The sequence below is a fragment of the Nocardia cyriacigeorgica genome, assembly GCF_005863245.1.
Classification (GTDB): Bacteria; Actinomycetota; Actinomycetes; order Mycobacteriales; family Mycobacteriaceae; genus Nocardia; species Nocardia cyriacigeorgica_C.
The window spans coordinates 38,477-63,378 of sequence record NZ_VBUT01000001.1; the positions used below are offsets into that span (position 1 = coordinate 38,477).

A 24,902-nucleotide genomic window follows, 5' to 3' on the forward strand; every position below is an offset into this window, starting at 1 on the left:
TCGCCCGGACCGGGTGAACGGCGGACGGGACGGACATCATGGATCTCACCGACATTCCCATCATCGACGCGCATATCCACCAGTGGGATCCGCTGTCGACGCCGCGCGACTTCAGTGGCCTGGCCCGGTTGTTCAAGTATCTGCCGCTGCCGATCGGTATCGCGACGAAACTGGCGCCGCGCCGTGACCGCGAGTTCGTCGGCGATCCGACGCCATATATGCATCCGTATCTGCCCGCGAACTACCGTAACGACACCGCCGGGCTGAAGGTCGGCACCATCGCCCATATCGAGGTCGAATGGACCGGTGCCGGTCCGCTGGCCAAGGCGGACGAGACCCGCTGGGTGGCGAGCCTGCCGTTCGGCATCGACACCCCGCGCCTGGGCGCGATCATCGCCAGTGCCGATCCGGCCGCGCCGGGGTTCGCCGAGCTGCTGGACGCGCATGCCTCGGCGTCGCCGTTGCTGCGCGGGATCCGCACCATGGTCGCCCACCATCCGGACCCGGACGTGCGCTCGTTCACCAGCACACCCGGCGATCTCACCGCCAACGCTTTCCTCGAAGGGTTCGCCGAACTCGCGCAGCGGCAGCTGTCGTTCGAGGCCTGGGTGTATTCCCATCAGCTGCCCGAGGTGGTCGCGCTGGCCGCACGGTATCCCGAGGTCACCATCGTGCTGAATCATCTCGGCACGCCGGCCGGGATCTTCGGCGCGGTCGGCAAGCACACGGGGTACAACCCGGGGCATCGGCGCGAGCTGTTCGTGCGCTGGCGCGACGATATCGCCGCCGTCGCGGCCCAGCCGAATGTGGTGGCCAAGGTCAGCGGCCTGATGATGCCGATTCTCGGGCATCCGGTTCCGCCGCGCGGCACCGCGACACCGGTGCCCCAGCTGATCGAACGGATCGGCCCGATGCTGCGGCATGCGGTGGACTGTTTCGGGGTCGAGCGGCTGGTGTGGGGTTCCAATTTCCCGGTGGACAAGCCGATCACCACCATCGCGGGCAGCGCGCAGGCCGTCGCGGCCGTCGTCACCGAACATGTCGGTGATTCGGAGTGCCTGGATCAGGTCTTCCGGGCCAACGCCCAGCGCGTCTACCGCATCGACGAACCCTGACGCAACACCCTGCCGGGCGGCGGGTTCCGGCGTCCGGAAGCACTCACTCGCTGCGGTGGAGTGCCCCGGATGCGGCGCGCTCAGCCGTCGCGTAGATCGGTGTAGCAGGCAGTGAGTGTGCGCAGCCCGTGCGCCGCCATCGGTTCGTCCTCGGCGAGCATGCGTAACGCGCGGCGCAACAGCGTCGAGTCCAAATCGTCTGCGGCGGCCCGGTATTCGGGCGTCGGCAGGGCCGGTAGTTCGAGGTCCTCGCCGTAGGGATCGGTATCGCCGCCGGAGCCCGCGCCGCGTTCCACCCCGCCGATCAGCGTGTCCAGCGACAGCCCACGCAGCGTGAGCAGATCGCGCGGGTACTCGTCGAGCCGTTCGGCGAGCAGATAACACAGTGCGGCCACATGCTTGCACGGCCAGCCCGGATCGGGACAGGTGCAGCCGAAGTCGAGATCGGCCGCGGTCTCGGGCAGCAGATGCGGCGACAGGGCGGCGGGCAGCGCACCGGAGGCGATCTGGGCGAGCATGCCCGGAGCCGAACGGATCTCCTCGATCAGCAGGTCGATCTCCTCGGCGCGCAGCGGCCGCACCGTGCAGGTCGCGGTGAACGGGCGCGGCTGGCTGCCCTGCACCTCGCCGACGACCGCGCCGCGTTCGATCCGGTAGCTGACCACCTGCCCGGATCGCGCGTAGCTGCGCCCGCGCGCGAGCCGTCCGGGTTCGGCCATCCGCTCAACTGCCTCGATGAACGCCCGCCCCCACGCGGAGCGCGCGAAAGCCCCACGCCTGCTGCGGGCTTCGACCCCACCGGACACCGGCCGTCGCGGCCCGAACTCGCGGTAATCCACGCGCGGACTCATTCGCCCACCGCCTCCGCTCCGAGAGTGAACAGATCACGCAGTTCATCGGTGCTCAACTCGGTGATCCAGTTCTCCCCCGAGCCGACCGCGAGATCGGCGAGTTGTCTTTTGCCGCTGATCATTTCGTCGATACGCTCTTCGATGGTGTCGACGCACACCAGCTTGCGCACCTGCACCGCCCGCTGCTGGCCGATCCGGTAGGCACGGTCGGTGGCCTGGTTCTCCACCGCCGGGTTCCACCAGCGGTCCAGGTGCACAACGTGATTGGCGGCGGTCAGGTTGAGGCCGGTGCCGCCGGCTTTGAGCGACAGCAACATCAGCGGCGGTCCGTCGGCGGACTGGAACTCGGCCACCATGGTGTCGCGGCGCTGTTTGGCGACCCCGCCGTGCAGGAACGGAATCCTGGTGCCGAACCGCTCGGCCAGGTAGGGTGCGATCAGCTCGCCGAACTCACGGAATTGGGTGAACAGCAGGGCTTTTTCCCCGTCGGCGAGCACGGAATCCAGCACGTCCTCCACCAGGGCGAGCTTGCCGGAGCGATGCCCGCCCCGGCGCAGCACCGGCGAGCCGTCGCCGAGGTAGTGCGCCGGATGATTGCAGACCTGTTTGAGCCTGGTCAGCGCCCCGAGCACCGCGCCCTTGCGGGCCATACCCTTGGCGTCGCGGAGTTTGTTCAGCATGTCGTCGACGACGGCCTGGTAGAGCGCGGCCTGTTCGACGGTCAGGTTGGCGCGCACCGTCATCTCGAGTTTGTCGGGCAGGTCGGAGATCACGCTCGGGTCGGTCTTCACCCGGCGCAGCACGAACGGCGCGGTGACGGTGCGCAGCCGGGTGATGGCGTTCTCGTCGCGTTCGCGTTCGATCGGCACGGCGAATCTGGCGCGGAAGGTCTGGGCGCTGCCGAGCAGTTTCGGCATGGTGAAGTCCAGGATCGAGCGCAGTTCTTCGAGCCGGTTCTCCACCGGAGTTCCGGTCAGCGCCAGCCGGTGCCTGGCCGGTAGCGCGCGGGCGGCCCTGGCCTGCCTGGTGCCCGAATTCTTGATGTGCTGAGCCTCGTCGAGCACCACGCGCTCCCAGTCGCGGGCGGCCAGATCCGCGATATCGCGGGCCATCAGGGCATAGGTGGTGAGCACCAGGTCGGCGTCGGCGATGGCGGACCACAGCTGCTCGCCCTTGGCGCGCCCGGCGCCGTGATGGACGAGCACACGCAGGTCGGGCGCGAATCGCTCGGCCTCGCGCTGCCAATTGCCGACCACCGACATCGGGCACACCAGCAGCGTCGGCCCGACCGGCCGCTCGCTCCCGCGTTCGTGCAGCAGCAGTGCGAGGACCTGGATCGTCTTGCCCAGCCCCATATCGTCGGCGAGGATCGCGCCCAGACCCATCCGGCTCATGGTGGCCAGCCAGGACAGGCCGCGCTCCTGATACGGCCGCAGCTGCGCCTTCAACCCGATCGGCGCGGGCACCGGCTCGTCGGCGGCGGACGGATCGAACAGTTCGGCCGCCCAACCGGTGGCGCTGACCTCGGTGACCGGCACCTGATCGACGCGGGTCGCGGCGATCTCGCCGATCATGTCGGCGAGGGTGACCTCGGCGTCCTCGGCATGCAGCGCGACGTACTTCGCGGCGGCGGAGAGCACCTTGTGATCGGCCTGCACCCACTCGCCGCGCAACTGCACGAGGTCCGATTTCGCGTGGATCAGCCGCTGCATCTCGTCCCGGCTGAGCACGGTATCGCCGAGGGCCAGCTCCCAGCGGTAGGACACCAGCCCGGGCAATCCGACGGTGCGCTCGGCCGCGGGCACGGCGCTGTTCACCCGCAACCGCATGGACGGCGCCGCCACCGTCCAGGCTCTCGGCAGCAGCAGCCGGATGCCGGCCTCCTGCAACGCGTGTACACCGTGCGCGACCAGATCGACCACCACTTCGGTGGGCAGCAGCAGATCCATGGTGCGCGGGTCGCCCGGCAGATCGCGCAGCCGAGGGTAGGCGCGCTGTGCTTCGCCGAGCCGTTCCACCGCGGCCCGCACCAAACCTGGATCACCGTTGAGCGGAACGGGATTGGGCGCCTGGCCATCGACGCGCAGGCAGACCTCCAGCCGCCACAGCGCCACCTCGTCGGTGTCGTCGGCGTCGGGTTCGAGCAGCCGCAGCACCAGTTCGGGTTCGTCGGCGGCGAGACTGGCGCGCCAGCGTTCCAGCATCTGCGCGGCCTGGTGACTGCCCGCCTCCACCGGGACGTCGGCGGTGAGCCCATGCACCAGCGGATGCGGGCAGTCCCGCGCCGGAATCAGTTCGCGGACAATGGGATCGGTGAGTTCGGTGACCATGTCGTCGAGCACGGCGGCCGGCTCACCGGCAACGCGCAGCGCGGCGGGCATCGCGGAGGCGAGTTCGGCCAGCCAGGCCCGCTGCCCCGCACCGCCCACCAGGCGCCAGCGCGCCCACCATTGCCCGTCGTCGCGGCGCAACTCGGGCACCACGCGCCCGGCCCGCACCCAGCGCTCGATACCGAGTGCGATATGCGCGAGAAACCTCAGGTCACCTGCCACTGCTGCGGCGGGCAGACGTTGTCGCAGCGCGGCCGCGGCGGCATCGGGAGCCAAAGCGTGCGCGGGCACCCGTTCGCTGCGGAATCCGCCGTCACCGGCGAGCAGCACTTGGGCGCGATGCCGGAACTTCGCGGTGCGCACGACATCGCCGAGCAAGCCGGGCACGGCCTTCGCGGCGCCGGCATCGGGGCCCGCGCCGTGGCCGGGAGGGTGCCACAGCAGCAGCCCGGATCCCGGCGACCACAGACCGTGCAGCATGGCCTCATCAAAGCACCCGGCACCGACACCGCGGCCCCGTGGTCAGGCCCGCGCAGCTCTGGATTTATCGGCCGACACGGACGATACTTGGCATATCCGCTGGTCACCGCGGAGTTTCAGACGCTAGGCAGGCGCGGTAGCGGAGTCTTTCGACAACCAGGACAGCGGCGTCCACCAGACGCCCGCAGCATGACAGCGCGGTCACTCACACAACGGCGGCACATACAGCGGAGGGCAGCAGCATGACGATTCTGCTCCAGGTTCTCGAGCAGAGCTTCACGCCGACCACACCCTGGGAACGGCGCAAATTCACCTTCGTCAACACTCACTGCATCGTCGGGATGCGGCTGGACGGCGAATCCGGCGTCTGGCTCGACCTGTCCCGGCCGGGTGAATCGCAGCGGCTGGCGCACACCGCCGACCCGCACGATGCGATCACCTTCCTGCTCACCACCTTCGCCAAGATCGCCGAATGCGAGGATCGCGGCGGGTCCTGGGTGATCGGCCACGACGGCACCCACAGCAGCACCTTGGCCGCGACCCGATTCCCGCCGCACGGCGTCCAGGACACCGCCGACGAACTGCTGGCCCGCGCCTGGCTGTAAGTCCCGCCCTGCCCGCACCGGATGCCGCCGTCTGTCGGTGGGCACCGGTACAACTTCTCCATGCGGGTGGGGAAGCGACAGCAGGTCTCGACAGCCCCGGTGCCCGGGCAGTATTCGGCCCGAGCCGTCGGTGCTGCGGTAGCGGCGTGGTCAGCGCTGTGGAGATGGGCGGCGCGGCGACGCCGACCCGGCAGGGTGCGTCGGCGGATTCCCGGTGCGGGCAAGCTGTGCGCGGATCATGGCGTCGGCACCCTGCTGCTCCGGACGCGGCGCACCGGATTCCCGTGTGCACGGCGCGGCGCGACACCCGTGGTTGGTGCGCTGCTCGCAGCGTTGTGCCTGGTCAGTGGCTGCGCTCAGCCGACGACGCCCGCGCCGGGCAGTCCACCCCGCGCCGAGATCGAGCGGTTGCTCGCGACCGTTCGGGTGGTCCAGACGCGGCCGCATCCGGGCGGCTACGAACGCGGTTGCCGGGACGGCGAGTCCTGCGTGTTCGGGCCCGCCTGGTCCGACGATTACGAGGGAACGGGCGGGCACGACGGCTGCGATACCCGCAACAATGTGCTGGCCCGCCAGCTCACCGGCGTCGCCTATCGGCCGGGCACCCGCGACTGTGTGGTGGTCGCCGGTACGCTGGCCGATCCGTACACCGGCACCCGGGTGACATTCAGCAAATCCGATGCCAAGAACGTGCCGATCGACCACGTCTACCCGCTGGCGGCCGCCTGGGACATGGGCGCCGCCGCGTGGCCACTCGAGCGCCGCGTCGGCTTCGCCAACGACATCGACTACAACCTCCAGGCCACTACCCGCGCCGCCAACCAGGCCAAGAGCGACAGCACACCGGCAGACTGGCTGCCACCGTCTCGCCCCGGCCACTGCTTCTACGCCGGCAAATATCTGACTGTGGCCATCCGCTACGACCTGCCGATCACCGCCGCCGACCACGCCGCGCTACAGTCGATCGCCGTCACCTGCCCGAGCTGAGACGCCGGGCGCAACTACTCGTCCGGCCACCAGATCGCCCAGGCGATCACCAGCAGTGGTATCCCGGTCGTAATAATCCATCCGGCCGTTGTCCATCCGTTCACCGCAACGTCTGCCGAATGCTCCACCGGGCAAAGGACAACCGGGGGATGACCGTCTCCACGTCAGCGACGTTCATCACGCGGTTCAACTCCAACGGGCCCAGGTGATCCGGGGTAGGCAGGATCACCGCGTCAGCCCCCGCGTCGCGAGCCTGGTCGGCCACCGGCAGCATCGAGCGCTCATCCGGCCAGACGAGCTGGTACCCGAGACGCCGTGCGAGCCGTCGCATCTGCGCTCGGTCCCACCCAATGGCGACGCTCACGTCGTGGTCGATCCATCCGAGCGCTATCGGTTCATTCACTCCGACCCCCTGCTCTGCGGTTGGGTTCACTCCACCGCCGGGGCTGTCGGGCACCTGGCGGTTGGGTCGAACCGAGTCTCACCGCAAGGGCAGTGCAGGTCTGTGGCACATCGAGGCTGTGTCCGACGAAAGTGTCACGTAGGGATCGAGATTCACATTCTCAGTAGTCGAGTCGAACCGAGTCGGCGAGATCCCGCATTTCCGGAGTGAGAGTGCGTCGCTCCCGAACTATCCGGCCGAGTATGTCGCGTGCGTAACGCTGCTGGACGAGCCATTCCGGCGCAGCCGAGCGGACTTCCCGCAGCGTCCGCACTGCTTCGCCGAACTGCCGCAACTGGGTGTGCGCGTTCGCCACATCCAACCGATGACGCAATCTCCCCGCCGCCGTCGGTGACAGGACAGCGACGGGTAGCCGCTCCGCGATGTCGAGTGTTGTGGTCGGCTGCTCGGCGATGACCGCACATTCGCCAGTGATCTGTGCGACGGTGATCGGACCGAACAGCCGGTTCGGATTCGGGTCGTACAGCACCTCGCGGCCGATTCGCACCGCCGCCGATCGAGCAAGGCTCAAGGCGTCATCGGTCGTGCCCGGCGAGTTGTCCCGCACCTCGACATTGGCGACGTAGAGCCACAGCCGACCCCACAGCGCGAGTTGTGCTGCCGTCGCACGTGAGAATCGGGGTTCGATGTCGTCGGCCCAGCGCACGGCAAGATCGCGCGCGGCCGTCAGATCACCCTGCCGCAGATGTGACCATACTGCGACATTCACCGCGCCGACCGCGATCCCGCGCTCAGGAGCGGTGTCGATGGCTTGATCCAACGTCATAGCAGCGATGTCGAACTGCCGATTCTGAGTGAGCATCCAGCCGGTGAGACTGAGCAACCGGGCCCGGATCGCCCTGCCTTCGTGATCACCGAGCATCTCGGCGTCGCGCAGCAACGGCGGCAGCAGCGCGGCGATGTCGCGATAACGATGTGCATCGATCATCGGCATCAACGCCTCGTAGCCGGCCTGCACTCCGGCGTTGGTCGGATGATCATCCTCATCACTCGGCGCGCAGCTCGGCCCGGACAGTGCACGCCGGACCGGCTCCCACAGATCCGCTGTATCAGGGTCTGCATGTTCGGCATCAGCCGGTCCGTCCTGCAATGTGGACGTGCGAACACGCAATGCGACAGCGAGTTTGCGCACTGTCTCCAGCCGCGCGGTCGACCGGTCTCCTTGTTCGAGTTTCCGGATCAAAGACAACGAGACACCCGAGATATCTGCTAGCTCGCGCTGATTGAACCCGCGCCGCTTCCGAACCGATCGCAGCCGTTGCCCCAGATCCATCACTCCAGGCTAAGGCTGTCACCGATATTGCGCACTGGAGTCCCGGAGGTGTGCCGCAGTGCTGATCATCGGAGCTCTGGACGCAGCACCGCAGGCTACCTGCTCGCTCGCGTCAGAGGTTGTCCGACGGGCAGTTCCGTCGTCAACTCGACCAACGCCGATCCCGCCCGCCGTACCACCGACCGCGTTCGCGATCGCCTCGTCCCCGGTTTCTGTCAGTCGGCTCTGAACCGCCGCCGGCGATCGTGGCAGCTCTCACTCCCCGGTGGCGACCACTCGTTTCGGGTCGTTCGACCACTGCGACCACGAACCCGGATACAGCGCGGCGTCGATGCCCGCGACCGCCAGTGCCGCGATCTGGTGGGCGGCGGTGACGCCGGAGCCGCAGTAGACAGCGACCGGGCCCGCGCAATCGGCGAAGCGTTCGCGCAGTTCATCGGGGCTGCGGAAGTGGCCGTCGGCGGTGAGGTTCTCGGCGGTGGGTGCGCTGATGGCGCCCGGGATATGGCCCGCGCGGGGGTCGATGGGCTCCTGTTCGCCGCGGAAGCGTTCGCCGGCCCGTGCATCGAGCAGCGCACCGGGCCAGCGGGCGGCGGCGTCGGCATCGATGACGGGCAGATGGTTCGGGCTCAACTCGACATCGCCGTCGGCCGGATCAGGCTCGGCGCCCGTGGCCAGCTCGGCTCCGGTCGCGGTCCAGGCGGGCAGGCCGCCGTCGAGGATGCGCACATCGGTCAGTCCGGCCCAGCGCAGCAACCACCAGGCGCGGGCGGCCGCCATGCCGCCGGTCGCGTCGTAGACAACGACGGTGTCGCCGGTGCACACGCCCCAGCTGCGGGCGCATTTCTCCAGCTGACCGATATCGGGCAGCGGATGCCTGCCGCGCGCGGGTGAGGGCGGCGCGGCGAGTTCGGTCTCCAGGTCGACGAAGACCGCGCCGGGAATATGCCCGTCCAGATAGTGTTGCGGGCCGTCCGGATCGCCCAGCGCCCAGCGGACATCGAGTAGCCGTACTCGATTGTCCGACAACGCGTCCCGCAGTTCGTCCGCCGAAATGAGTACCGGCCGCACCCCAGCTCCTCGTTCAGATCCCGCCTCGTCGAGCCCGTCGCCTCCCAGCGTACGGCCAGGTCCGCGCTCTCGTGCGGTGACCCGGAAAAAGCCGGCCGAACGCACGCGAGCACGATTTCAGGCCAGTTCTCATCGACTGGCTCGGGACAGCACGCCCGGACCGGCGCAATATCGCCACAATGTCGCAGAAATCGCCGTCCACCGCCGCGCCGCCGACCACCGACCCCGCCACGAGTTCATCCGGCGCACGCGACATCACCCAGCCGATCGGCGCGGGCGTGATCACCGCGCTGGTCGGCTTCACCAGCTCGTTCGCCGTGGTGCTCAGCGGCCTGACGGCGGTCGGCGCCACTCCCGCACAAGCCGCGTCGGGGCTGCTCGCGCTCTGCCTCGCCCAGGCCGTCGGCATGTTGGTGCTGAGTTACCGGTTCCGGATGCCGATCACCCTGGCCTGGTCCACGCCCGGTGCTGCGCTGCTCGCAGGCACCGGAGTGGTGGCGGGCGGCTGGGCCGCGGCCGTCGGCGCGTTCGTGGCGACCGGTGTACTGATCGTGGCCACCGGACTGTCGCGGCGACTCGCCGACCTGGTCGCCGCGATCCCGATGGAGATCGCGCAGGCCATGCTGGCAGGCGTGCTGATATCGCTGTGCCTGGCGCCGGTGCGGGCGGTGCAGACCAGCCCGGCGGTGGTGGTGCCGGTGATCGCGGTATGGCTGATCATGCGTCGCGTCGCCGCGCGCTGGGCGGTGCTCGCGGCGTTCGGCGCGGCCGCGGTCGGGGTGGGCGTCGGCATCGTCGCCGGGCACAAGCACCTCGATCTCGCCGCCATGGTACCGTCGATCGAACTGACTGTGCCGCAGTGGAGTTGGCAGGCCATGATCAGCATCGCGGTGCCGCTCTATGTCGTGACCATGGCGTCGCAGAACATCCCCGGCGTCGCCGTCCTGTGCTCGTTCGACTACCGCGTGCCCTGGCGTGCCGCGATGACGGTGACCGGACTCGGCACCGTCGCCGGTGCGCCCGCCGGTGGCCACGCGATCAATCTCGCCGCCATCAGCGCGGCCCTGTCCGCCGCACCGGCCGCCCATCCGGATCCGCGGCGCCGCTGGATCGCCGGCTGCACCGCGGGTGCGAGCTATCTCCTGCTCGGGCTCGGTTCGGCCGCACTGGTCAACGTCATCGCCGTCGCTCCGGCGGGAACCCTGGAAACCGTTGCGGGACTGGCCTTGCTGCCCACCCTCGCCGCGGCGCTGGCGGCTGCGCTGGCCTCGGAACAGGATCGGGAGGCAGGCGTGGTCACCTTCCTGGTCGCCGCGTCCGGGATCGCTTTCCTCGGCATCGGTTCGGCGTTCTGGGCGGTGATCGCGGGTCTGAGCGTGCGCTACACCTTGCGCCGCCGAACCGCACGCCCGGCGACCGAGCAGGCTACAAACGGCTCAGCAGAGTGAGCGGATCCTCCAGCAACCCGGCCGTGGTCGCCAGGAACCGCGCGGCCTGTTCGCCGTCGATCATGCGGTGGTCGAAACTGAGCGTCAGCGTGGTGACCCAGCGAATGGCGAGCTCATCGCGCACCACCCAGGGGCGCTTGGTGATCGCGCCGAGGCACAGGATCGCCGCCTCCCCCGGATTGACCAGCGGCATACCGGCGTCGACGCCGAAGACGCCGACATTGGAGATGGTGAAGGTACCGCCGCGCAGGTCGGTGGGCGCGGCATTGCCCGCGCGGGCGACATCGACCAGCCAGCCGATCTCCCGGCACAGATCGCGCAGGCTCAACGCGTGCGCGTCCTTGATATTGGGTACCAGCAGGCCGCGGTCGGTGGCCACCGCGATCCCGAGATTGACGTAGTGCTTGGTGACGATCTCCTGATTCGCCTCGTCCCAATAGGCGTTCAGGCCCGGGAATTCCGCCAGCGCGGCCAGCACCGATTTCGCCACCAGTGCCAGCGGGGTCAGCGTCAATCCGGTGAACGGCGCGGTGGTGCGCAGATGGTCGAGCAGTTCCATGCTCGCCGTGCAGTCCACCGTGATCGAGGCACCGGCCTGCGGGATGGTGCGCGCGCTGGCGACCATGGCGGCGGCGGTGCGTTTGCGGACCCCGCTGATGGGGGTGCGCTCTTCGCGGGCGGGCGGACGCACGACGCCGGATTCGGCTCCCGCCGGAGTCTCGGTCGTGGCGGGCGCTGCGGCGGGCTCGGCGGCGCGGACCCGCGGCGAGGAGACCGGGACCGCCGAACGGACGTCGTCGACGGTGACCGCGCCCTGCGGGCCGGAACCCGCGACGTACCACAGGTCGATGCCCAGCTCTTTGGCCAGTTTCCGGGCTGCGGGGGTTGCTGCGGCGCGGGCAGCGGTCGACTGTTTCCCGTTCGCCGCCGAGCTCTGCGGATGGGCGGCGTTGACCGGCTCGGCGGGGCGGCGTCGCCGCGACACCGCCTCCCCTTCCGGGCCGTATCCGACCAGCACCGACGTGCGCTCCGGCTCAGCGGGCTTCGCGGGCGCGGAATCCGCCGTGACGACGGGCGCCTCCGGTGTGGCGGGCGCCGTGGTCCGCACCCGGATCAGCGGCGCGCCGACCGGCACCGTCGCCCCCGGCTCGACCAGCAGTTCCACCACCGTGCCCGCGAACGGTGACGGCAACGCCACCACCGCCTTGGCCGTCTCCACCTCGGCGATGGTCTGATTCAGCTCGACGGCGTCGCCGACGGCCACCGACCACGATTGCAGTTCGGCGTCGGTCAGGCCCTCCCCCAGATCGGGCAGCCGGAATTCCAGCACCTGGTTCGGGTCGTCGGCACGCGGTTCGTTCACGAAAGGCACCTCGGTCTCGATCGAGCTGGTCGCTGGCTGTCTGCGATTGTGCCGCCCCGACGACGTCCGCGTGGTGCGGCAGGCCGTCGAGGCGCAATCACGTCACGCGGCCAGCGAGCGATCCACGGCCGCGAGAATGCGATCCGGGTCGGGCAGATGGTGCTTTTCGAGTTTGGCAGGCGGATACGGGATATCGAAGCCGCCGACGCGCAGCACCGGCGCCTCCAGGTGATAGAAGCAGCGTTCGGTGATCCGCGCGGCGATTTCCGCGCCGAGCCCGGCGAAGACCGGCGCCTCGTGCACCACGATCAGCCGTCCGGTCTTGGCCACCGACTCTTCGACGGTGTCGAAGTCGATCGGTGAGAGGCTGCGCAGATCGATCACCTCGAGCGAATGCCCTTCCTCGGCGGCTATTTTCGCAGCCCCCAGCGCGGTGGCGACGGTGCCGCCATAGGCGACGAGGGTGGCGTCGGTGCCCTCGCGGCAGACCCGGGCGCGATCCGGGGCGAGCTCGGCGGGGGCGTCGAAATCGACGTCGGCCTTGTCCCAGTAGCGGCGCTTGGGTTCGAAGAAGATCACCGGATCGTCGAGCGCGATCGCCTGGCGGATCATCACATACGCGTCGGCCGGGTTGCTCGGCGTCATCACCCGCAGACCGGCGGTGTGCGCGAAATAGGCCTCCGGCGATTCGGAATGATGCTCGACCGAACCGATGCCGCCGCCGAACGGAATGCGAATGGTGATCGGCGCCTTCACCTTTCCCTGGGTGCGATAGTGGATCTTGGCCACCTGGGACACGATCTGGTCGAAGGCCGGATAGACGAAACCGTCGAATTGGATCTCGCACACCGGACGGAATCCGCGCAATGCCATGCCGAACGCGGTGCCGATGATGCCGGATTCGGCCAGCGGCGCGTCGATGACGCGGTTGTTGCCGAAATCCTTCTGCAGGGTGTCGGTCACCCGGAACACCCCGCCGAGGCGGCCGATGTCCTCGCCCATGAGCAGCACCTTCGGGTCGTCCTCCAGTGCCCGGCGCAGACCGGTATTGAGTGCGGCGGCGAAGGTGGTGATCATGACGGGACTCCTTCCGTTGACGCGTGGGCGGCCAGGTGCTGTGCGTACGCGCGCCGTTGTTCGGCGATCAGCGGATGCTCGGTGCTGTAGACGTGCTCGAACAGCTCCATCGGGTCGGGATCGGGCATCGTGATGGTCGCGGTGCGGACCACGGAGGCGATCTCGTCGGCCCTGTCGCGGACCCGCTGCTCGAACTGCTCGTCCAGCAGATTCTCCCGGCCGAGCAGCCGGTGCACCCGATCGATCGGGTCGCGCTTCTTCCACTCCTCGGTTTCGGCGTCGGAGCGGTAGCGGGTCGGATCGTCGGCGGTGGTGTGCGGGCCCATCCGGTAGGTGATCGCCTCGATGAACGACGGGCCGCCGCCGGCGTGCGCACGGGCCAGCGCCTGCCGGGTGACGGCGAGCACGGCCAGCACATCGTTGCCGTCGACCTGTACCGAGGGGATGCCGTAGCCGAGGGCGCGCTGGGCGATGGGGGTGGCGCTCTGCAACCGGACCGGTTCGCTGATCGCCCAGTGGTTGTTCTGGCAGAAGAACACCACCGGCGCGCTCCAGCTCGCCGCGAATCCCAGTGCCTCGGCGATATCGCCCTGACTGGTGGCGCCGTCGCCGAAATAGGCGATGGTGGCGATATCGGCGCCTTCCAGATGCGCGGCGTAGGCGTAACCCGTGGCGTGCAGGCCCTGCGCGCCGACCACGATGGCCGGATTGGTCGTCTTGATGACATCGGGATCCCAGCAGGAATGGGCGACACCGCGCCACATCCGGGTCAGCTGAGCCGGATCGACGCCGCGGCAATAGGCGACAGCCGCCTCCCGGTAGCTACAGAACACGTAGTCGTCGGGGTGCAGGGCACGCGCCGAACCCACCTGCGCGGCCTCCTGGCCGAGCAACGGCGCCCACAGCCCGAGCTGCCCCTGCCGCTGTAAGGCCGTGGCCTCGGTGTCGATGCGACGGGTCACCACCAGGTCTTCGTAGAGATCGCGCAGCTTGTCGGGCCCGATATCGGCGACCACCGCGGCATGTTCCCGGTCGAGGACGCGCCGGCCGTCGGGCTGGATCAGTTGTACCGGATAGCTGGGTTTACCGAGCATCTCCTTCACCGCCTCCTGCACATCGGAGTCAGGATTGTGTCCTGTATCACACAGCATCCACGATCCGGCGATGTGCGCAAGCGAGCGACACGAAACTGAGCAGAATGCTCGATTCCAGGGGTGACTCCCCGGTCATATTGCACGTTGTGACAGATCAACTACCCGGCGTCGCGTGCATCGCCCCTGCTACGACGCAGAAACCGGCCGCCGAGCAGAGCCGGTGGGCGGGCCGACGACCGCGCAGGTTCGGTGTAGTCGTGCACCGGCTCGCGCGTCTCTCGTACAAGACGGGAGCGGGCGACCCGGGCCTGCCGACCACACACCGCCGGAATTGCGGCTGTAACGGCCCGGCAGGCGCCCCGATAGTCTCCGTGGGCCGCGCGGCCCGGCCAAACCTGTTAGCAGAAGGGCACATTCGGCCGTCCGCGCCCCGCGTCGCCGTCGAGATGCCGGCTCTGGCGATGCCGCACGGCTCGGTCCGATCCGCGACCGGGTCCCTCTCATCGCACCGAACAAAGGATTCATCATGTCGTTCCCCAAGCTGCTCGGCGCAGGCGTCGCGGCACTGGCTCTCGGCACCGTTCTCACCGCGGGTCCGGCCCTCGCCGAGCCGCTGCCCGTCACCCCGATGGTCACCCCCGTGGTCGCGCCGGGTGAGCCCGCACCGGGTGGCGCGTCGTCGGGTAGCGCAGTGCTTTCGCTGATCGATCGCCTGATGTGCGGCTCGTCGATCCACTGCACCTAGGCCTATCCCCTAGTCGATGGCACGGGCGGAGCATTCCGCCCGTGCCGGTCGCATGATGGCCGCCGGGTGCGCTGATCACCCCTGCGGGCGACCCGGGCGTGCCATCATGCGATATATGACCGGTCGAGAGCTCGCCGATCCCGCCGTCGACGCCACCGACGCGCGGCTGCTGCTGGAGCTGGTGGACAACCCGCGGGCGACCGGCGTGGAGCTGGCCGCTCGGCTGGGATTGTCGCGCAATACGGTGCAGGCGCGGCTGGCGCGCTGGGAGGCCAACGGTGTGCTCGCCAGTTTCGAGCGGCGGGTGCAGGCCCGGGCGCTCGGCTATCCGCTGGCGGCGTTCGTCGCGGTGGTGGTCGACCAGCACAAACTCGATCCGGTGGTGGACGAGCTCGCGGAAGTCCCCGAGGTCACCGAGGTGTGCGGGATGACCGGCGCCACCGATCTCACCGTGCGGGTGGTGGCCCGCGACGCCGATGATCTCTACCGCATCACCGGGCGCATCCTGAAGATCCCGGGTGTTGAGCGCACCAATATGGCTCTGGTGATGCGGGAATTGGTGGGGCCGCGGATATCACCGCTGTTGGAGCGGATCGCCGAATCCGGGTGATCGGGCCGAAGAGCCGGCGGCTGTACGGCCCATCGCGTCACCGCCCGAAGCCCGAGCCCGGCGACCGCTATCGTGCGGGCATGGATATTTCGGGCAAGGTCGCCATTGTCACCGGAGCCGGTGCGGGAATCGGAGCGGCGCTGGCGCGGCGGCTGGTGACCGGCGGCGCGCGCGTGGTGGTCGCGGATCTCGATGGCGAAGCGGCGCAGGCGGTGGCGGATTCACTGGGAGCCGACGCGATCGCGGTGGGCGGCGATGTCGCCGACGACGCGGTGATCGCCACCCTCATCGAACGCGCCGAGGCCGAATTCGGCCCGGTGGACCTGTTCTTCGCCAATGCGGGCATCGGTGGCGGGCCGGGCCTGGACAGCACCGATGCGCAGTGGACGGCCGCGCTCGAGGTCAATGTGCTCGCGCATGTGCGCGCGGCGCGGCAGCTGGTGCCGGGATGGCTGGAACGCGGTAGCGGGTACTTCGTGACGACCGCGTCTGCGGCGGGACTGCTCACCCAGATCGGATCCGCGCCCTATTCGGTGTCCAAGCACGCGGCGGTCGGCTTCGCCGAATGGCTGTCGGTGACATACGGCGACAAGGGCATTCGCGTCAGCTGCCTGTGCCCGATGGGGGTGGACACCCAGCTGCTGCACGGCGGGATGATGCCGCCGGAGAACGCCGACGCCGCGGAGCTGGCGATCAAGGCGGTGACCACGGCCGGTGCGGTGCTCACCCCTGAGCAGGTCGCCGACACCGTCATCGCCGGGATCGAGGCCGAGACCTTCCTCATCCTCCCGCATCCGGAAGTGCTGAAGATGTACCGCCACAAGGGCAGCGATTACGACCGCTGGCTCGACGGTATGCGCCGGTTCCAGGCGGCCCTGCGGGATTCGACGGCCTGATCAGTCCGTGACGAGCTGGGCCGCGGCGGACCGGATGACCTCGGGAATCTCCACCGGCTTGCGGGTCTCGGAGTCCACGTAGACGTGCACGAAGTTACCGGTGGCGGCCAGTTCCAGTTCGCCGTCGGCGTCGCGGAAGATCGCCAGATCGTAGGTGATGCTGGAGCGGCCCAGCCGCGAGATCCGCAGGCCGACCTGGAGCTGGTCGGGGAAGCTGATCGACCCGAGGTACTGGCACGAGGTCTGCGCCACCACACCGAGAGCGGGCAGATCGCGGATATCGGTGCGGGTGGCGTGCATCAGCCAGGCGTTGACCGCGGTGTCGAAGTACGAGTAGTAGGTCACGTTGTTGACGTGCCCGTAGTGGTCGTTGTCGGCCCACCGGGTGGGCACCGGCCAGAGCACCGGATACTGCTGCTGCGTCACCCGGCCGACGATACCGGCGCCGGTGCCGCGCCCCTGCGGTGGTCGCGCGGGCTCACGCCGAACTGGCGTTTGAAGGCCGAACTCAGCGCGAACGCGCTGCCGTAACCCACCTGGCGGGCGATGGACTCGATGGTGGCGTCGGAGTCCTGGAGCAGGTCGGCGGCCAGCGCCAGCCGCCATTCGGTGAGGAACGCCATCGGCGGCTCCCCCACCAGATCGGTGAACCGGCGCGCCAGCGCGGCCCTGGACACCCCGACCGCCGCGGCCAGGCTCGCCACCGTCCAGCCGTGCGCCGGATTGTGCTGCAACAGCCGCAGCGCCTTGCCGACCAGCGGATCGTCGTAGGCGTGATACCAGGCGGGGGCGTCGTTGCGGGCGAACCAGGCCCGCAGGGCGGCGATGAGCAGCAGGTCGAGCAGCCGATCCAGCACGGCGCCCTGCGCGGGCTGATCCTTGGACATCTCGTCCACCAGCAGTTCCAGCAGCCGGGTATCGCATTCGCCGCGCGGCAGCACGATGACCGGCGGCAGCGCGCGCAGCAGGCCCTGGCTCACCGCACCTGCCGACTCGTAGGTGCCGGTGACCATCATGGTCTCGCCGTTGGGGTCGGTGCCCCATTCGCGCACGCCCAGGCTCAGGGTTTCGCAGAGGATGTCGCCCTCGGGGGTCATCGTCACCTGGCCGGGTTTGATGATGATCTGCGGTTCGGTGGACGGGTCATCGGCCACGTTGTAGGGGCGCCCGCCGCTGAACACCACGACGTCGCCGGCGCTCGCGCGGCGGCCGTCGGGGTCGTCTTCGGTCATGATCCACGCGCTGCCCCGGATCATCGCGAGCACCGTCAACGGCGCCTCGTCCTCGATGCGCAGCGACCACGGCGGTTGCAGCACCGACCGCATCAGAAAGGCACCGCGTGCCCGTGGACCTTCGAGCAAGCCGGCCAGCGCGTCCATGCCCTTACTGTACGACGCGGCGGACCTGCGTCGAACCGCACGAAATCACTGGCGGCGAACTGTCCGGAAACACCGACATCGGCCCGCACTTCCCCGAACCTGTCGGTGGCAGATGCCACTATGGAACGCATCGAGAAGGGGGCGCTCATGATGGGGATCGAGGTCGTATTCACCGGCGACCGGGTGTGCTTCGGCAGCGAACACCTCTCGGCCGCCGATCTGCCGGACGGGCGTGCGGTACCCGCCGCCGCGATCCGCGACGCCGACCCGGCCGCGTTTCCACCCGAGATCCGCACCCGCACCGGGCTCACCCTGTTCGTCTCCGCGAACCAGCGCGACGAACTGACCGAATTCTGCGCGCGGCATGGCGTTCCGATCACGCACCGCGTCGACGTGTGGGCCGACCTGCTGGAACCGTATCTGGACACCGAGTTCTCCGAGGCGGACCAGCGCGCCACCATCGCCCGGCTGGAACGCGCCGGGATCCCCGCCGCCGAGGTCGCGAGCATCCGTGCGCGGGTGGGGCCGGTCGTGCACGCCTACAACGTCAAGGTCTGGGAATGGGTGCACCTCGGGCTCTGCGATCTGTTCGAGGCCGCGACCACGCGTTTCGTGCCGCAACACCTCCGCGACGGGCTCGGCGATCTCACCGAGTTCCGGGCCTGGGCGATGCGCATCGCCGAGCGTCCGGTCGACGGGGCCGGCGGTGATCCGGCTCGTCCGGGCCGATGAGCGGCGATACCGTCGGCGGGGTGGCCGCGTCGACGGTCGACCCGATGGTGCGCACCGCCAGGGTGGCGGTGTTCACCGTCTTCGGGCTCAACGGGTTTCTGCTCGCCATGTGGGTGGTGCATATTCCGGCGATCACCGAGCGCACCGGGATCGCGCATTCCACCCTCGGCATGTTCATCCTGTTGATGGCCGGTGCGGGCATCGTGGGAATGCGGCTGGCCGGGCCGCTCGCCGACCGCTTCGGCAGCCGGGCGCTGGTCGGCGTGGCCGGGGTGACGGCATCGGTATGCGTGATCGGGCCGGGGCTGGCGACCGGGCCGGTGTCGCTGGCGATCGCGCTGGCGGCCTTCGGGTTCGGCAACGGCGCCCTCGACGTGTCGATGAATACCCAAGCGGTGCATGTGGAACGGGAGTATCGGCGCCCGATCCTGTCGGCCTTCCACGCGCTGTTCTCCGGCGGCGGTCTGCTCGGCGCGCTGGCCGGCGCGTTCACCCTGCGGTTGGGCTGGCCGCCGTGGCTGACGATGTCGCTGGCGGCGGCCGCGGGAGTCGTCATCGTGCTGGCCTGCCTGCCCCGGCTGCTGCCGCATGCCCCACCGCAGCACGAGGCCGGCGAAGCCGACGGCCACGGCGGCGGTTCCCGCAAGGTGTGGGCGCTGGCCGCGCTGGCGTTCGGCCTCCTGCTCACCGAGGGCGTCGCCAACGACTGGAGCACGCTGCAGATGCGCGAGCACCTCGATACCGACGAGTCCACGGCCGCATTGGCTTTCGGCGCGTTCTCGGTCACCATGACGCTCGGCCGATTCACCGCCGACCGGGTCAGCGGCACGTTCGGCCGCGTCGCGGTGGTGCGCTACGGTTCACTGCTCGCCGCGCTCGGGCTCGTGCTCATCCTGGTGTCGCCGTGGGTGCCGCTCACCCTGGTCGGCTGGGCGCTGTGCGGGCTCGGCTTGGCGGGCGGCATCCCGCAGATCTTCACCGCCGCGGGCAATCTCGGTTCCGGCAATGCCGCGACGGATATGTCGCGGGTGTTCAGCATCGGCTATGTCGGCTTGCTCGCGGGCCCGGCGGTCATCGGCTGGCTGACGGCGCTGGTCCCGCTCACCGCCACGTTCGTGGTGCCGCTGGCGATCGTGCTGCTGTGCGGTGTGTTCGCCGGTGTCGTCGCCCCACCGGCGGCGACGACACCGACCACCCCGACCGAATCGGAGAAGCCCGCCATGGAGTGATCACGCATCGCGCAACCAGTCACATCCGAACCCGGCATCGAGGCGTCCGATCAGCCCCGCATCGACAGTTCGACCATCGGCACCGTGTCGATGCCCTGCCCGGTCGCCTCCTCGATGACGCCGCTGAGTTCCTGATACGCCTTCGGATGACGCACCCGGTACCCGGCCAGCACGGCGGCGGTCTCCTCGATGCCGAGCATGCGGGCCACGGCGGGCGCCCGGTGCCGCCATCCGACGCTGACCCGGCACTGCGGTTCGGCCAGCAGGTTGCGGTACCACTGCGACGTTTTACCGAAACCGGAGGCGATGACGACGGTGTCGGCGTCGGGCCGGTCCACCGTCTCCAGCACCACATAGCGCACCTGCCCGGACTTACGGCCGATATGTTCCAGCAGCAGCAACCGCCCGCCGAACAGGAATCCCAGGCGCGCACGGAACACCCAGATGGGCGCACGCACGAACCACCGCGTCCGCAACAACTTCGCTCCGATACTCGGCATGCCGACGACGGTAACAGCGCCACTGACGCGCCCGCGGTGCCATGAGGCACCGCAGGCACGGCCGGTTATGCCCGCCGCACCTCGCCGGTCAAGGCCGACCGAAACCCACCAGGGCCGCACAGAATTCGGCTCCGAACGACCACCGACGCCGCCACACAACCATGGCGACACTGCTCGATAGCAGACCCGGCTCGACCAGCGGCGATCTCGAGATAGGGCGACGGGTCCGACACGCCATGGTCACTACCGAGCGCATCGAGAAATGCGTTACTGGACGTGCATTCGCGAAAAGGCGATGACATCACGCAGTACCGCGCTGTTCGCGCGCGCCGACGGACCTACAGGTACATCCCCGATTCGGAGGGCTTGGTCGCGGTCACGATCTGATCGGTACCGTCCCGCAACGCGATCAGCTCGGCGAGCGTTGCGCCGCTCGGCGGTACCTCGACCCGGTCGGCGTGTTCGCCCAACCAGCCGCGGGATTCGGCGTAGCTGAGCCGCCCCACTTCGAGCTGTGCCAGGCAGCGCCCCGGCCGGGTGACCGCGGGATGCAACCGAGACAGATCCTCGTTGGTGGTGATCGCGATCAGCACATCCCTGCCCTGGCCGAGCATGCCGTCGGTCAGGTTCAGCAGCCGCGAAAGCCCTTGGCCGGCGGATTCTTTGGCCTCGGCGCGGATCAGCTCGTCGCAATCCTCCAGCACCAGCAGCCGCCAGCGCCCGGCTCCCTGTTCGCCGCCGTCGGCGCCCATCGCCGCCGACATCAGATATCCCGGCTGGGAGAACAGGACCTCGGGGTCGAGCACGCAATCGGCCTGACACCACGGTCCCCAGGAACGCGCGAGCGCCCGCAGGGCGGTGGTCTTGCCGGTGCCGGGCGCGCCGTGCAGCAGCAGGAGCCTGCCGCGAATATCGGCCGCCCCCAACGCCATCAGCCGATCCAGAGTTGCTGCCACGGGGGCCGAATAGTTGCCACGAATATCGGCCCAGGCCGGCGTCGAGATGTCGAGCACCCGGCGGCGCGGGCCCTGGTGCTCGTCCAGATGCCAGAAACCCATCTTGACCACGTCGTCGGCGATGGTTTCGTCCACCGCCTCATGCGTCGCCTCGGCCATGATCCGCTCGGCCAGTTCATCGTCGACCGCGACCACTTCGACCACGCCGCTGCGGTCCTCCCAGCGATCCGAACGCAAGGTCCAGCCGTCGCCGTGCACCAGCACCGAGACGCTGCCGCCCTCGTTGATCATCCGCGACACCGTCGACCCGGCCGGACGTAGCAGCGCCTGCGGGCGCACCCGCTCCAGATGCACCTTGCGGTAGCAGGGCAGCGCCCCGCGCGCGAACGGCGTCAGTGCGAGCACATCGAGCACATCGCGCGCGGAATAGTAGGAATCGAGCCGGACCGACCAGTCGAGCCCGCCGGTGGCATCCGCGGACGCCTCCGGAGTGCCGACCAGCCGCAGAGCTTCAGTGTGTTCGAACATCGCCACCATGCTTCGCGCCGGAACGGGGAACGTCCAGCGAATATCGGTTCACCGGCAACGCGACGGCCCGCCGTCCGCATCGGACGACGGGCCGTGTTCGCGCGAAACCGCTGAGATTACAGCGCCTTCAGTTCCTCGGTGACCTCACCGACGGACTTCTTGGCGTCGCCGAACAGCATGGAGGTGTGGTCGGCGTAGAACAGCGGGTTGTCGATGCCGGCGAAGCCGGAGTTCATCGAGCGCTTGAGCACGATGACCGACTTGGCCTGGTCGACGTTGAGCACCGGCATGCCGTAGATCGGGCTCGCGGAGTCCTCGCGGGCGGCCGGGTTGGTGACGTCGTTGGCGCCGATCACCAGGGCGACATCGGTGCGGGCGAACTCGCCGTTGATGTCGTCCATTTCCTTCATCGCGTCGTAGGACACCTCGGCCTCGGCCAGCAGCACGTTCATGTGGCCGGGCATGCGGCCCGCGACGGGATGGATGGCGTATTTGACCTCGACGCCCTTCTTCTCCAGCAGCTCGGCCATCTCCTTGACCGCGTGCTGGGCCTGCGCGACGGCCATACCGTAGCCGGGCACCACGATGACCTGGTTCGCGTAGGCCATCTGGATCGCGGCGTCGGCGGCCGAGGTGGCCTTGGCCTGCTTGCCCTCACCACCACCGGCACCGGCCGCGGCGCCACCGCCGCCACCGAACCCGCCGGCCACGATGGCCGGGATGGACCGGTTCATCGCCTTGGCCATCAGGTTGGTGAGGATGGTGCCGGACGCGCCGACGATCATGCCCGCCACGATCATGGCGGTGTTGTTCAGCGCCAGGCCCGCCGCCGCGGCGGACAGACCGGTGAGGGCGTTGAGCAGCGAGATCACCACGGGCATATCGGCACCGCCGATGGGCAGCACGACCATCAGGCCGAGAATGCCCGCGAGCACCAGCACCGCGATCATCCACAGCTGCGAGGCGCCACCGTCGGCGGCTTTGATGCCGATGAACGCCGCGGCGGCGATCGAGCCGACCAGCAGCAGCAGGTTCAGCGGTTGCTGCAACTTGCCCAGCCCGATCGGGCGGCCGGGCAGGATCTCCTGCAACTTGCCGAACGCGATCAGCGAACCCCAGAACGAAATCGAACCGATGATCGCCGCGAACAGCGAACCGATCACGATGTGCACGGTCGGCTCTTCACCGTGGGTGAAGTTCGAGAACCCGGTGGTGTCGAGGAATTCCGCCCACGCGATCAGCGCGACCGTGCCACCGCCGACACCGTTGAACGCCGCCACCAGCTGCGGCATCTCGGTCATCTTGGTGAACTTGGCCGGCGGAACGCCGAGCACCACACCGACCACGAGGCCGGCGATGATGAGGATCCAGTTGCCGGTGTCGCGCACCGCGATCAGCGTCGCGATCACCGCGATGGCCATACCGGCCGCGGCGATCCAGTTGCCGCGCACCGCGGTCTTCGGGCCGGTCAGGCCCATCAGACCGTAGATGAACAGCGAGAACGCGACGATGTAGAGAATGTTGACCAGGTTGTCCATCGGTTTACTCGCTCGCCTTCTGCGCGGCCGGCTTCTTGCCCTTGAACATGCCGAGCATGCGGTCGGTGACCACGAAACCACCGATGACGTTCAGGGTTCCGAAGACCACGGCGACGAACAGGATCACCTGCATCAGCACCGACGGGTCCTCGACCTTGCCGAGCGTCACCAGCGCGCCCAGCACCACGATGCCGTGGATGGCGTTGGTGCCCGACATCAGCGGGGTGTGCAGGGTGTTGGGGACCTTGGAAATGACCGCGAATCCGACGAAGCCGGACAGCACCAGGATCGCGATATTGGCAAGCAGTTCGGTGTACATCAGTTCTCCACCTCGCGGGTGACGCAGGAATCGGCGAGCACCTGATCGTCGAAATCAGGGGCGAGCTTGCCGTCGACCAGCATCAGTTCCAGCAGTGCCGCGATGTTCTTCGAGTAGAGCTCGCTGGCGTGCTCGGGCATGGTCGCGGGCAGGTTCAGCGGCGAGCAGATGGTGACCCCGTGTTTGACCACGGTCTGGCCGGGTTCGGTCAGCTCGCAGTTACCACCGGTCTCGCCGGCCAGGTCGACGATCACGCTGCCGGGCTTCATGCCCTCCACCGCGGCGGCGGTGACCAGCCGCGGCGCCGGGCGTCCCGGCACCAGCGCGGTGGTGATGACGACGTCGAAGCCCTTGATGGCGTCTTCGAGGGCCTGCTGCTGCTTGGCCTTCTCCTCGTCGGTGAGCTCACGGGCGTAGCCGCCCTCACCAGCGGCGTCGATGCCGAGATCCAGCCACTGCGACCCGACCGAACGCACCTGATCGGCGACCTCGGGGCGCACGTCGTAGCCGGTGGTGCGACCGCCGAGACGCTTGGCGGTGGCCAGCGCCTGCAGACCGGCAACACCCACACCGAGCACCAGCACGGTGGCGGGCTTCACGGTGCCCGCGGCGGTGGTGAGCATCGGGAAGAAGCGGGTCGACTCCGAGGCCGCGAGCAGCACGGCCTTGTAGCCGGCCACGTTGGCCTGCGAGGACAGCGCGTCCATCACCTGCGCACGCGAGATGCGCGGGATCGCCTCGACGGCAAAGGCTTGCACGCCGGCCGACTTCAGCGCGGCGATCTGGTTCTCGGCGTTGCGCGGGGCCAGGAATCCGATCAGCGTCTGCCCGGACGACAGCTTGGCCACCTCGGCGTCGCTGGGCGGGGCGACCTTGACCACGACCTCGGCCGACCACGGATCACCGATGGTCGCGCCGGCTTCGATGTAGGCCTCGTCGGGAATGAGCGCGCCGAGTCCGGCACCGGATTCCACGACCACCTGCACGCCCTGTTTGGTCAGGGCAGGAATGATCTTGGGTACCAATGCGACACGTCGTTCGCCCGCGCCGGTTTCGCGAACGACTCCGACACGCGCGCCGCGCGGGGACTCCTCGCCCACGTTGTGCGTTGTCTCCACCTGTCAGACTTCCTTCTCGTGCTGGCTTAGCTCTAACCGAACGACTCAGCGCCGCGGAACGGGCCGAACGAAGTTACCGAAGAGTAAGTTCCACCAAATCCTGGCAACTGTACCCGGACCGCGGTGAGCTTAGCTGAGAGTCCCGTCACACACGGACGCCCGGGTTAGGTTGCCCTTTCGGACTCAGATCGTGAC

Annotated in this window: 24 protein-coding genes and 1 pseudogene; 9 read left to right on the top strand and 16 right to left on the bottom strand. The window is 68.9% G+C overall.

Annotated features, from left to right (window positions below):
* The first annotated feature begins 38 nt into the window (after positions 1-38).
* A complete protein-coding gene (locus FEK34_RS00190; RefSeq protein WP_138445872.1) occupies positions 39-1,115 on the top strand; it encodes an amidohydrolase family protein in 1,077 nt (358 codons plus the stop codon).
* Between the two features lie 80 nt (positions 1,116-1,195).
* Here the strand turns inward: FEK34_RS00190 and FEK34_RS00195 are convergent, their stop codons facing one another.
* Complete coding sequence (locus FEK34_RS00195) at positions 1,196-1,966, bottom strand: hypothetical protein (RefSeq protein ID WP_138445873.1); 771 nt, start codon at positions 1,964-1,966, stop codon at positions 1,196-1,198.
* Complete coding sequence (locus FEK34_RS00200) at positions 1,963-4,776, bottom strand: DEAD/DEAH box helicase (RefSeq protein ID WP_138445874.1); 2,814 nt, start codon at positions 4,774-4,776, stop codon at positions 1,963-1,965. Before FEK34_RS00200 ends, FEK34_RS00195 begins: the two co-directional genes overlap by 4 nt.
* Positions 4,777-5,018: 242 nt before the next feature.
* Here FEK34_RS00200 and FEK34_RS00205 point away from each other — a divergent pair, with 242 nt between their 5' ends.
* Both FEK34_RS00205 and FEK34_RS00210 read left to right on the top strand, forming a co-directional pair.
* On the top strand, positions 5,019-5,381 hold the full coding sequence (locus FEK34_RS00205) for a hypothetical protein (protein WP_138445875.1): 363 nt from the start codon (positions 5,019-5,021) through the stop codon (positions 5,379-5,381).
* A 309-nt stretch (positions 5,382-5,690) separates the two neighbouring features.
* Complete coding sequence (locus FEK34_RS00210; protein WP_138445876.1) at positions 5,691-6,368, top strand: HNH endonuclease family protein; 678 nt, start codon at positions 5,691-5,693, stop codon at positions 6,366-6,368.
* A gap of 100 nt (positions 6,369-6,468) precedes the next feature.
* On the opposite strand, the gene FEK34_RS00215 is transcribed toward FEK34_RS00210, so the two are convergent.
* The 4 genes and pseudogenes from FEK34_RS00215 to FEK34_RS00225 all read right to left on the bottom strand — a co-directional run bounded on the left by FEK34_RS00215 (position 6,469) and on the right by FEK34_RS00225 (position 9,175).
* Positions 6,469-6,732, bottom strand: a complete 264-nt coding sequence (locus tag FEK34_RS00215; protein WP_249358719.1) for a hypothetical protein — start codon at positions 6,730-6,732, stop codon at positions 6,469-6,471.
* A gap of 199 nt (positions 6,733-6,931) precedes the next feature.
* Positions 6,932-7,759: a transcriptional regulator gene (locus FEK34_RS00220; RefSeq protein WP_249358758.1), complete on the bottom strand. Its 828-nt coding sequence runs from the start codon at positions 7,757-7,759 to the stop codon at positions 6,932-6,934.
* Between the two features lie 177 nt (positions 7,760-7,936).
* Positions 7,937-8,104, bottom strand: a pseudogene (locus FEK34_RS30525) (helix-turn-helix domain-containing protein); the annotation flags it as partial.
* Positions 8,105-8,359: 255 nt separating this feature from the next.
* A complete protein-coding gene (locus FEK34_RS00225; protein ID WP_138445878.1) occupies positions 8,360-9,175 on the bottom strand; it encodes a sulfurtransferase in 816 nt (271 codons plus the stop codon).
* Positions 9,176-9,354: 179 nt separating this feature from the next.
* Between FEK34_RS00225 and FEK34_RS00230 the strand changes: the two genes are divergently transcribed.
* On the top strand, positions 9,355-10,623 hold the full coding sequence (locus tag FEK34_RS00230) for a benzoate/H(+) symporter BenE family transporter (RefSeq protein WP_249358720.1): 1,269 nt from the start codon (positions 9,355-9,357) through the stop codon (positions 10,621-10,623).
* Here the strand turns inward: FEK34_RS00230 and FEK34_RS00235 are convergent.
* The 3 genes from FEK34_RS00235 to pdhA all read right to left on the bottom strand — a co-directional run bounded on the left by FEK34_RS00235 (position 10,601) and on the right by pdhA (position 14,157).
* The gene (locus FEK34_RS00235; RefSeq protein ID WP_014349368.1) at positions 10,601-11,986 is read right to left on the bottom strand and encodes a dihydrolipoamide acetyltransferase family protein; all 1,386 of its coding nucleotides are present in this window, start codon (positions 11,984-11,986) and stop codon (positions 10,601-10,603) included. The two genes, FEK34_RS00230 and FEK34_RS00235, sit on opposite strands and share 23 nt — an antisense overlap.
* 102 nt (positions 11,987-12,088) lie before the next feature.
* Entirely contained in the window at positions 12,089-13,063 is a 975-nt protein-coding gene (locus FEK34_RS00240; RefSeq protein ID WP_138445879.1) for an alpha-ketoacid dehydrogenase subunit beta, read from the bottom strand.
* A complete protein-coding gene (gene pdhA / locus FEK34_RS00245) occupies positions 13,060-14,157 on the bottom strand; it encodes a pyruvate dehydrogenase (acetyl-transferring) E1 component subunit alpha (protein ID WP_048833931.1) in 1,098 nt (365 codons plus the stop codon). The genes FEK34_RS00240 and pdhA overlap by 4 nt, the downstream gene beginning before the upstream one ends.
* Positions 14,158-14,683: 526 nt before the next feature.
* Between pdhA and FEK34_RS00250 the strand changes: the two genes are divergently transcribed.
* The 3 genes from FEK34_RS00250 to FEK34_RS00260 all read left to right on the top strand — a co-directional run bounded on the left by FEK34_RS00250 (position 14,684) and on the right by FEK34_RS00260 (position 16,408).
* Positions 14,684-14,902 carry a hypothetical protein gene (locus FEK34_RS00250; protein ID WP_138445880.1) on the top strand — a complete coding sequence of 73 codons (219 nt, stop codon included), beginning with the start codon at positions 14,684-14,686 and terminating at the stop codon, positions 14,900-14,902.
* Between the two features lie 115 nt (positions 14,903-15,017).
* Positions 15,018-15,512, top strand: a complete 495-nt coding sequence (locus tag FEK34_RS00255; protein WP_130919032.1) for an Lrp/AsnC family transcriptional regulator — start codon at positions 15,018-15,020, stop codon at positions 15,510-15,512.
* A gap of 80 nt (positions 15,513-15,592) precedes the next feature.
* Positions 15,593-16,408, top strand: a complete 816-nt coding sequence (locus FEK34_RS00260) for an SDR family oxidoreductase (protein WP_138445881.1) — start codon at positions 15,593-15,595, stop codon at positions 16,406-16,408.
* On the opposite strand, the gene FEK34_RS00265 is transcribed toward FEK34_RS00260, so the two are convergent.
* Both FEK34_RS00265 and FEK34_RS00270 read right to left on the bottom strand, forming a co-directional pair.
* Complete coding sequence (locus tag FEK34_RS00265) at positions 16,409-16,834, bottom strand: acyl-CoA thioesterase (RefSeq protein WP_138445882.1); 426 nt, start codon at positions 16,832-16,834, stop codon at positions 16,409-16,411.
* Positions 16,831-17,787 (bottom strand): AraC family transcriptional regulator, encoded by a 957-nt coding sequence (locus FEK34_RS00270; RefSeq protein ID WP_138445883.1) that lies wholly within the window; start codon positions 17,785-17,787, stop codon positions 16,831-16,833. The genes FEK34_RS00265 and FEK34_RS00270 overlap by 4 nt, the downstream gene beginning before the upstream one ends.
* A 120-nt stretch (positions 17,788-17,907) precedes the next feature.
* Between FEK34_RS00270 and FEK34_RS00275 the strand changes: the two genes are divergently transcribed.
* Positions 17,908-18,519 (top strand): hypothetical protein, encoded by a 612-nt coding sequence (locus FEK34_RS00275; protein WP_138445884.1) that lies wholly within the window; start codon positions 17,908-17,910, stop codon positions 18,517-18,519.
* Positions 18,516-19,748 carry an MFS transporter gene (locus FEK34_RS00280; protein ID WP_138445885.1) on the top strand — a complete coding sequence of 411 codons (1,233 nt, stop codon included), beginning with the start codon at positions 18,516-18,518 and terminating at the stop codon, positions 19,746-19,748. Before FEK34_RS00275 ends, FEK34_RS00280 begins: the two co-directional genes overlap by 4 nt.
* Before the next feature lie 50 nt (positions 19,749-19,798).
* Here FEK34_RS00280 and FEK34_RS00285 read toward each other — a convergent pair whose 3' ends face one another.
* The 5 genes from FEK34_RS00285 to FEK34_RS00305 form a co-directional block, all read right to left on the bottom strand.
* On the bottom strand, positions 19,799-20,248 hold the full coding sequence (locus FEK34_RS00285) for a nitroreductase family deazaflavin-dependent oxidoreductase (protein ID WP_138445886.1): 450 nt from the start codon (positions 20,246-20,248) through the stop codon (positions 19,799-19,801).
* A gap of 338 nt (positions 20,249-20,586) precedes the next feature.
* A complete protein-coding gene (locus FEK34_RS00290; protein WP_249358721.1) occupies positions 20,587-21,732 on the bottom strand; it encodes a DUF5925 domain-containing protein in 1,146 nt (381 codons plus the stop codon).
* 116 nt (positions 21,733-21,848) lie between these two features.
* On the bottom strand, positions 21,849-23,270 hold the full coding sequence (locus FEK34_RS00295) for an NAD(P)(+) transhydrogenase (Re/Si-specific) subunit beta (RefSeq protein ID WP_138445888.1): 1,422 nt from the start codon (positions 23,268-23,270) through the stop codon (positions 21,849-21,851).
* A gap of 4 nt (positions 23,271-23,274) precedes the next feature.
* Positions 23,275-23,589 carry an NAD(P) transhydrogenase subunit alpha gene (locus tag FEK34_RS00300; protein ID WP_014349354.1) on the bottom strand — a complete coding sequence of 105 codons (315 nt, stop codon included), beginning with the start codon at positions 23,587-23,589 and terminating at the stop codon, positions 23,275-23,277.
* On the bottom strand, positions 23,589-24,707 hold the full coding sequence (locus FEK34_RS00305) for a Re/Si-specific NAD(P)(+) transhydrogenase subunit alpha (RefSeq protein ID WP_171047984.1): 1,119 nt from the start codon (positions 24,705-24,707) through the stop codon (positions 23,589-23,591). The genes FEK34_RS00300 and FEK34_RS00305 overlap by 1 nt, the downstream gene beginning before the upstream one ends.
* Between the last annotated feature and the right edge of the window lie 195 nt (positions 24,708-24,902).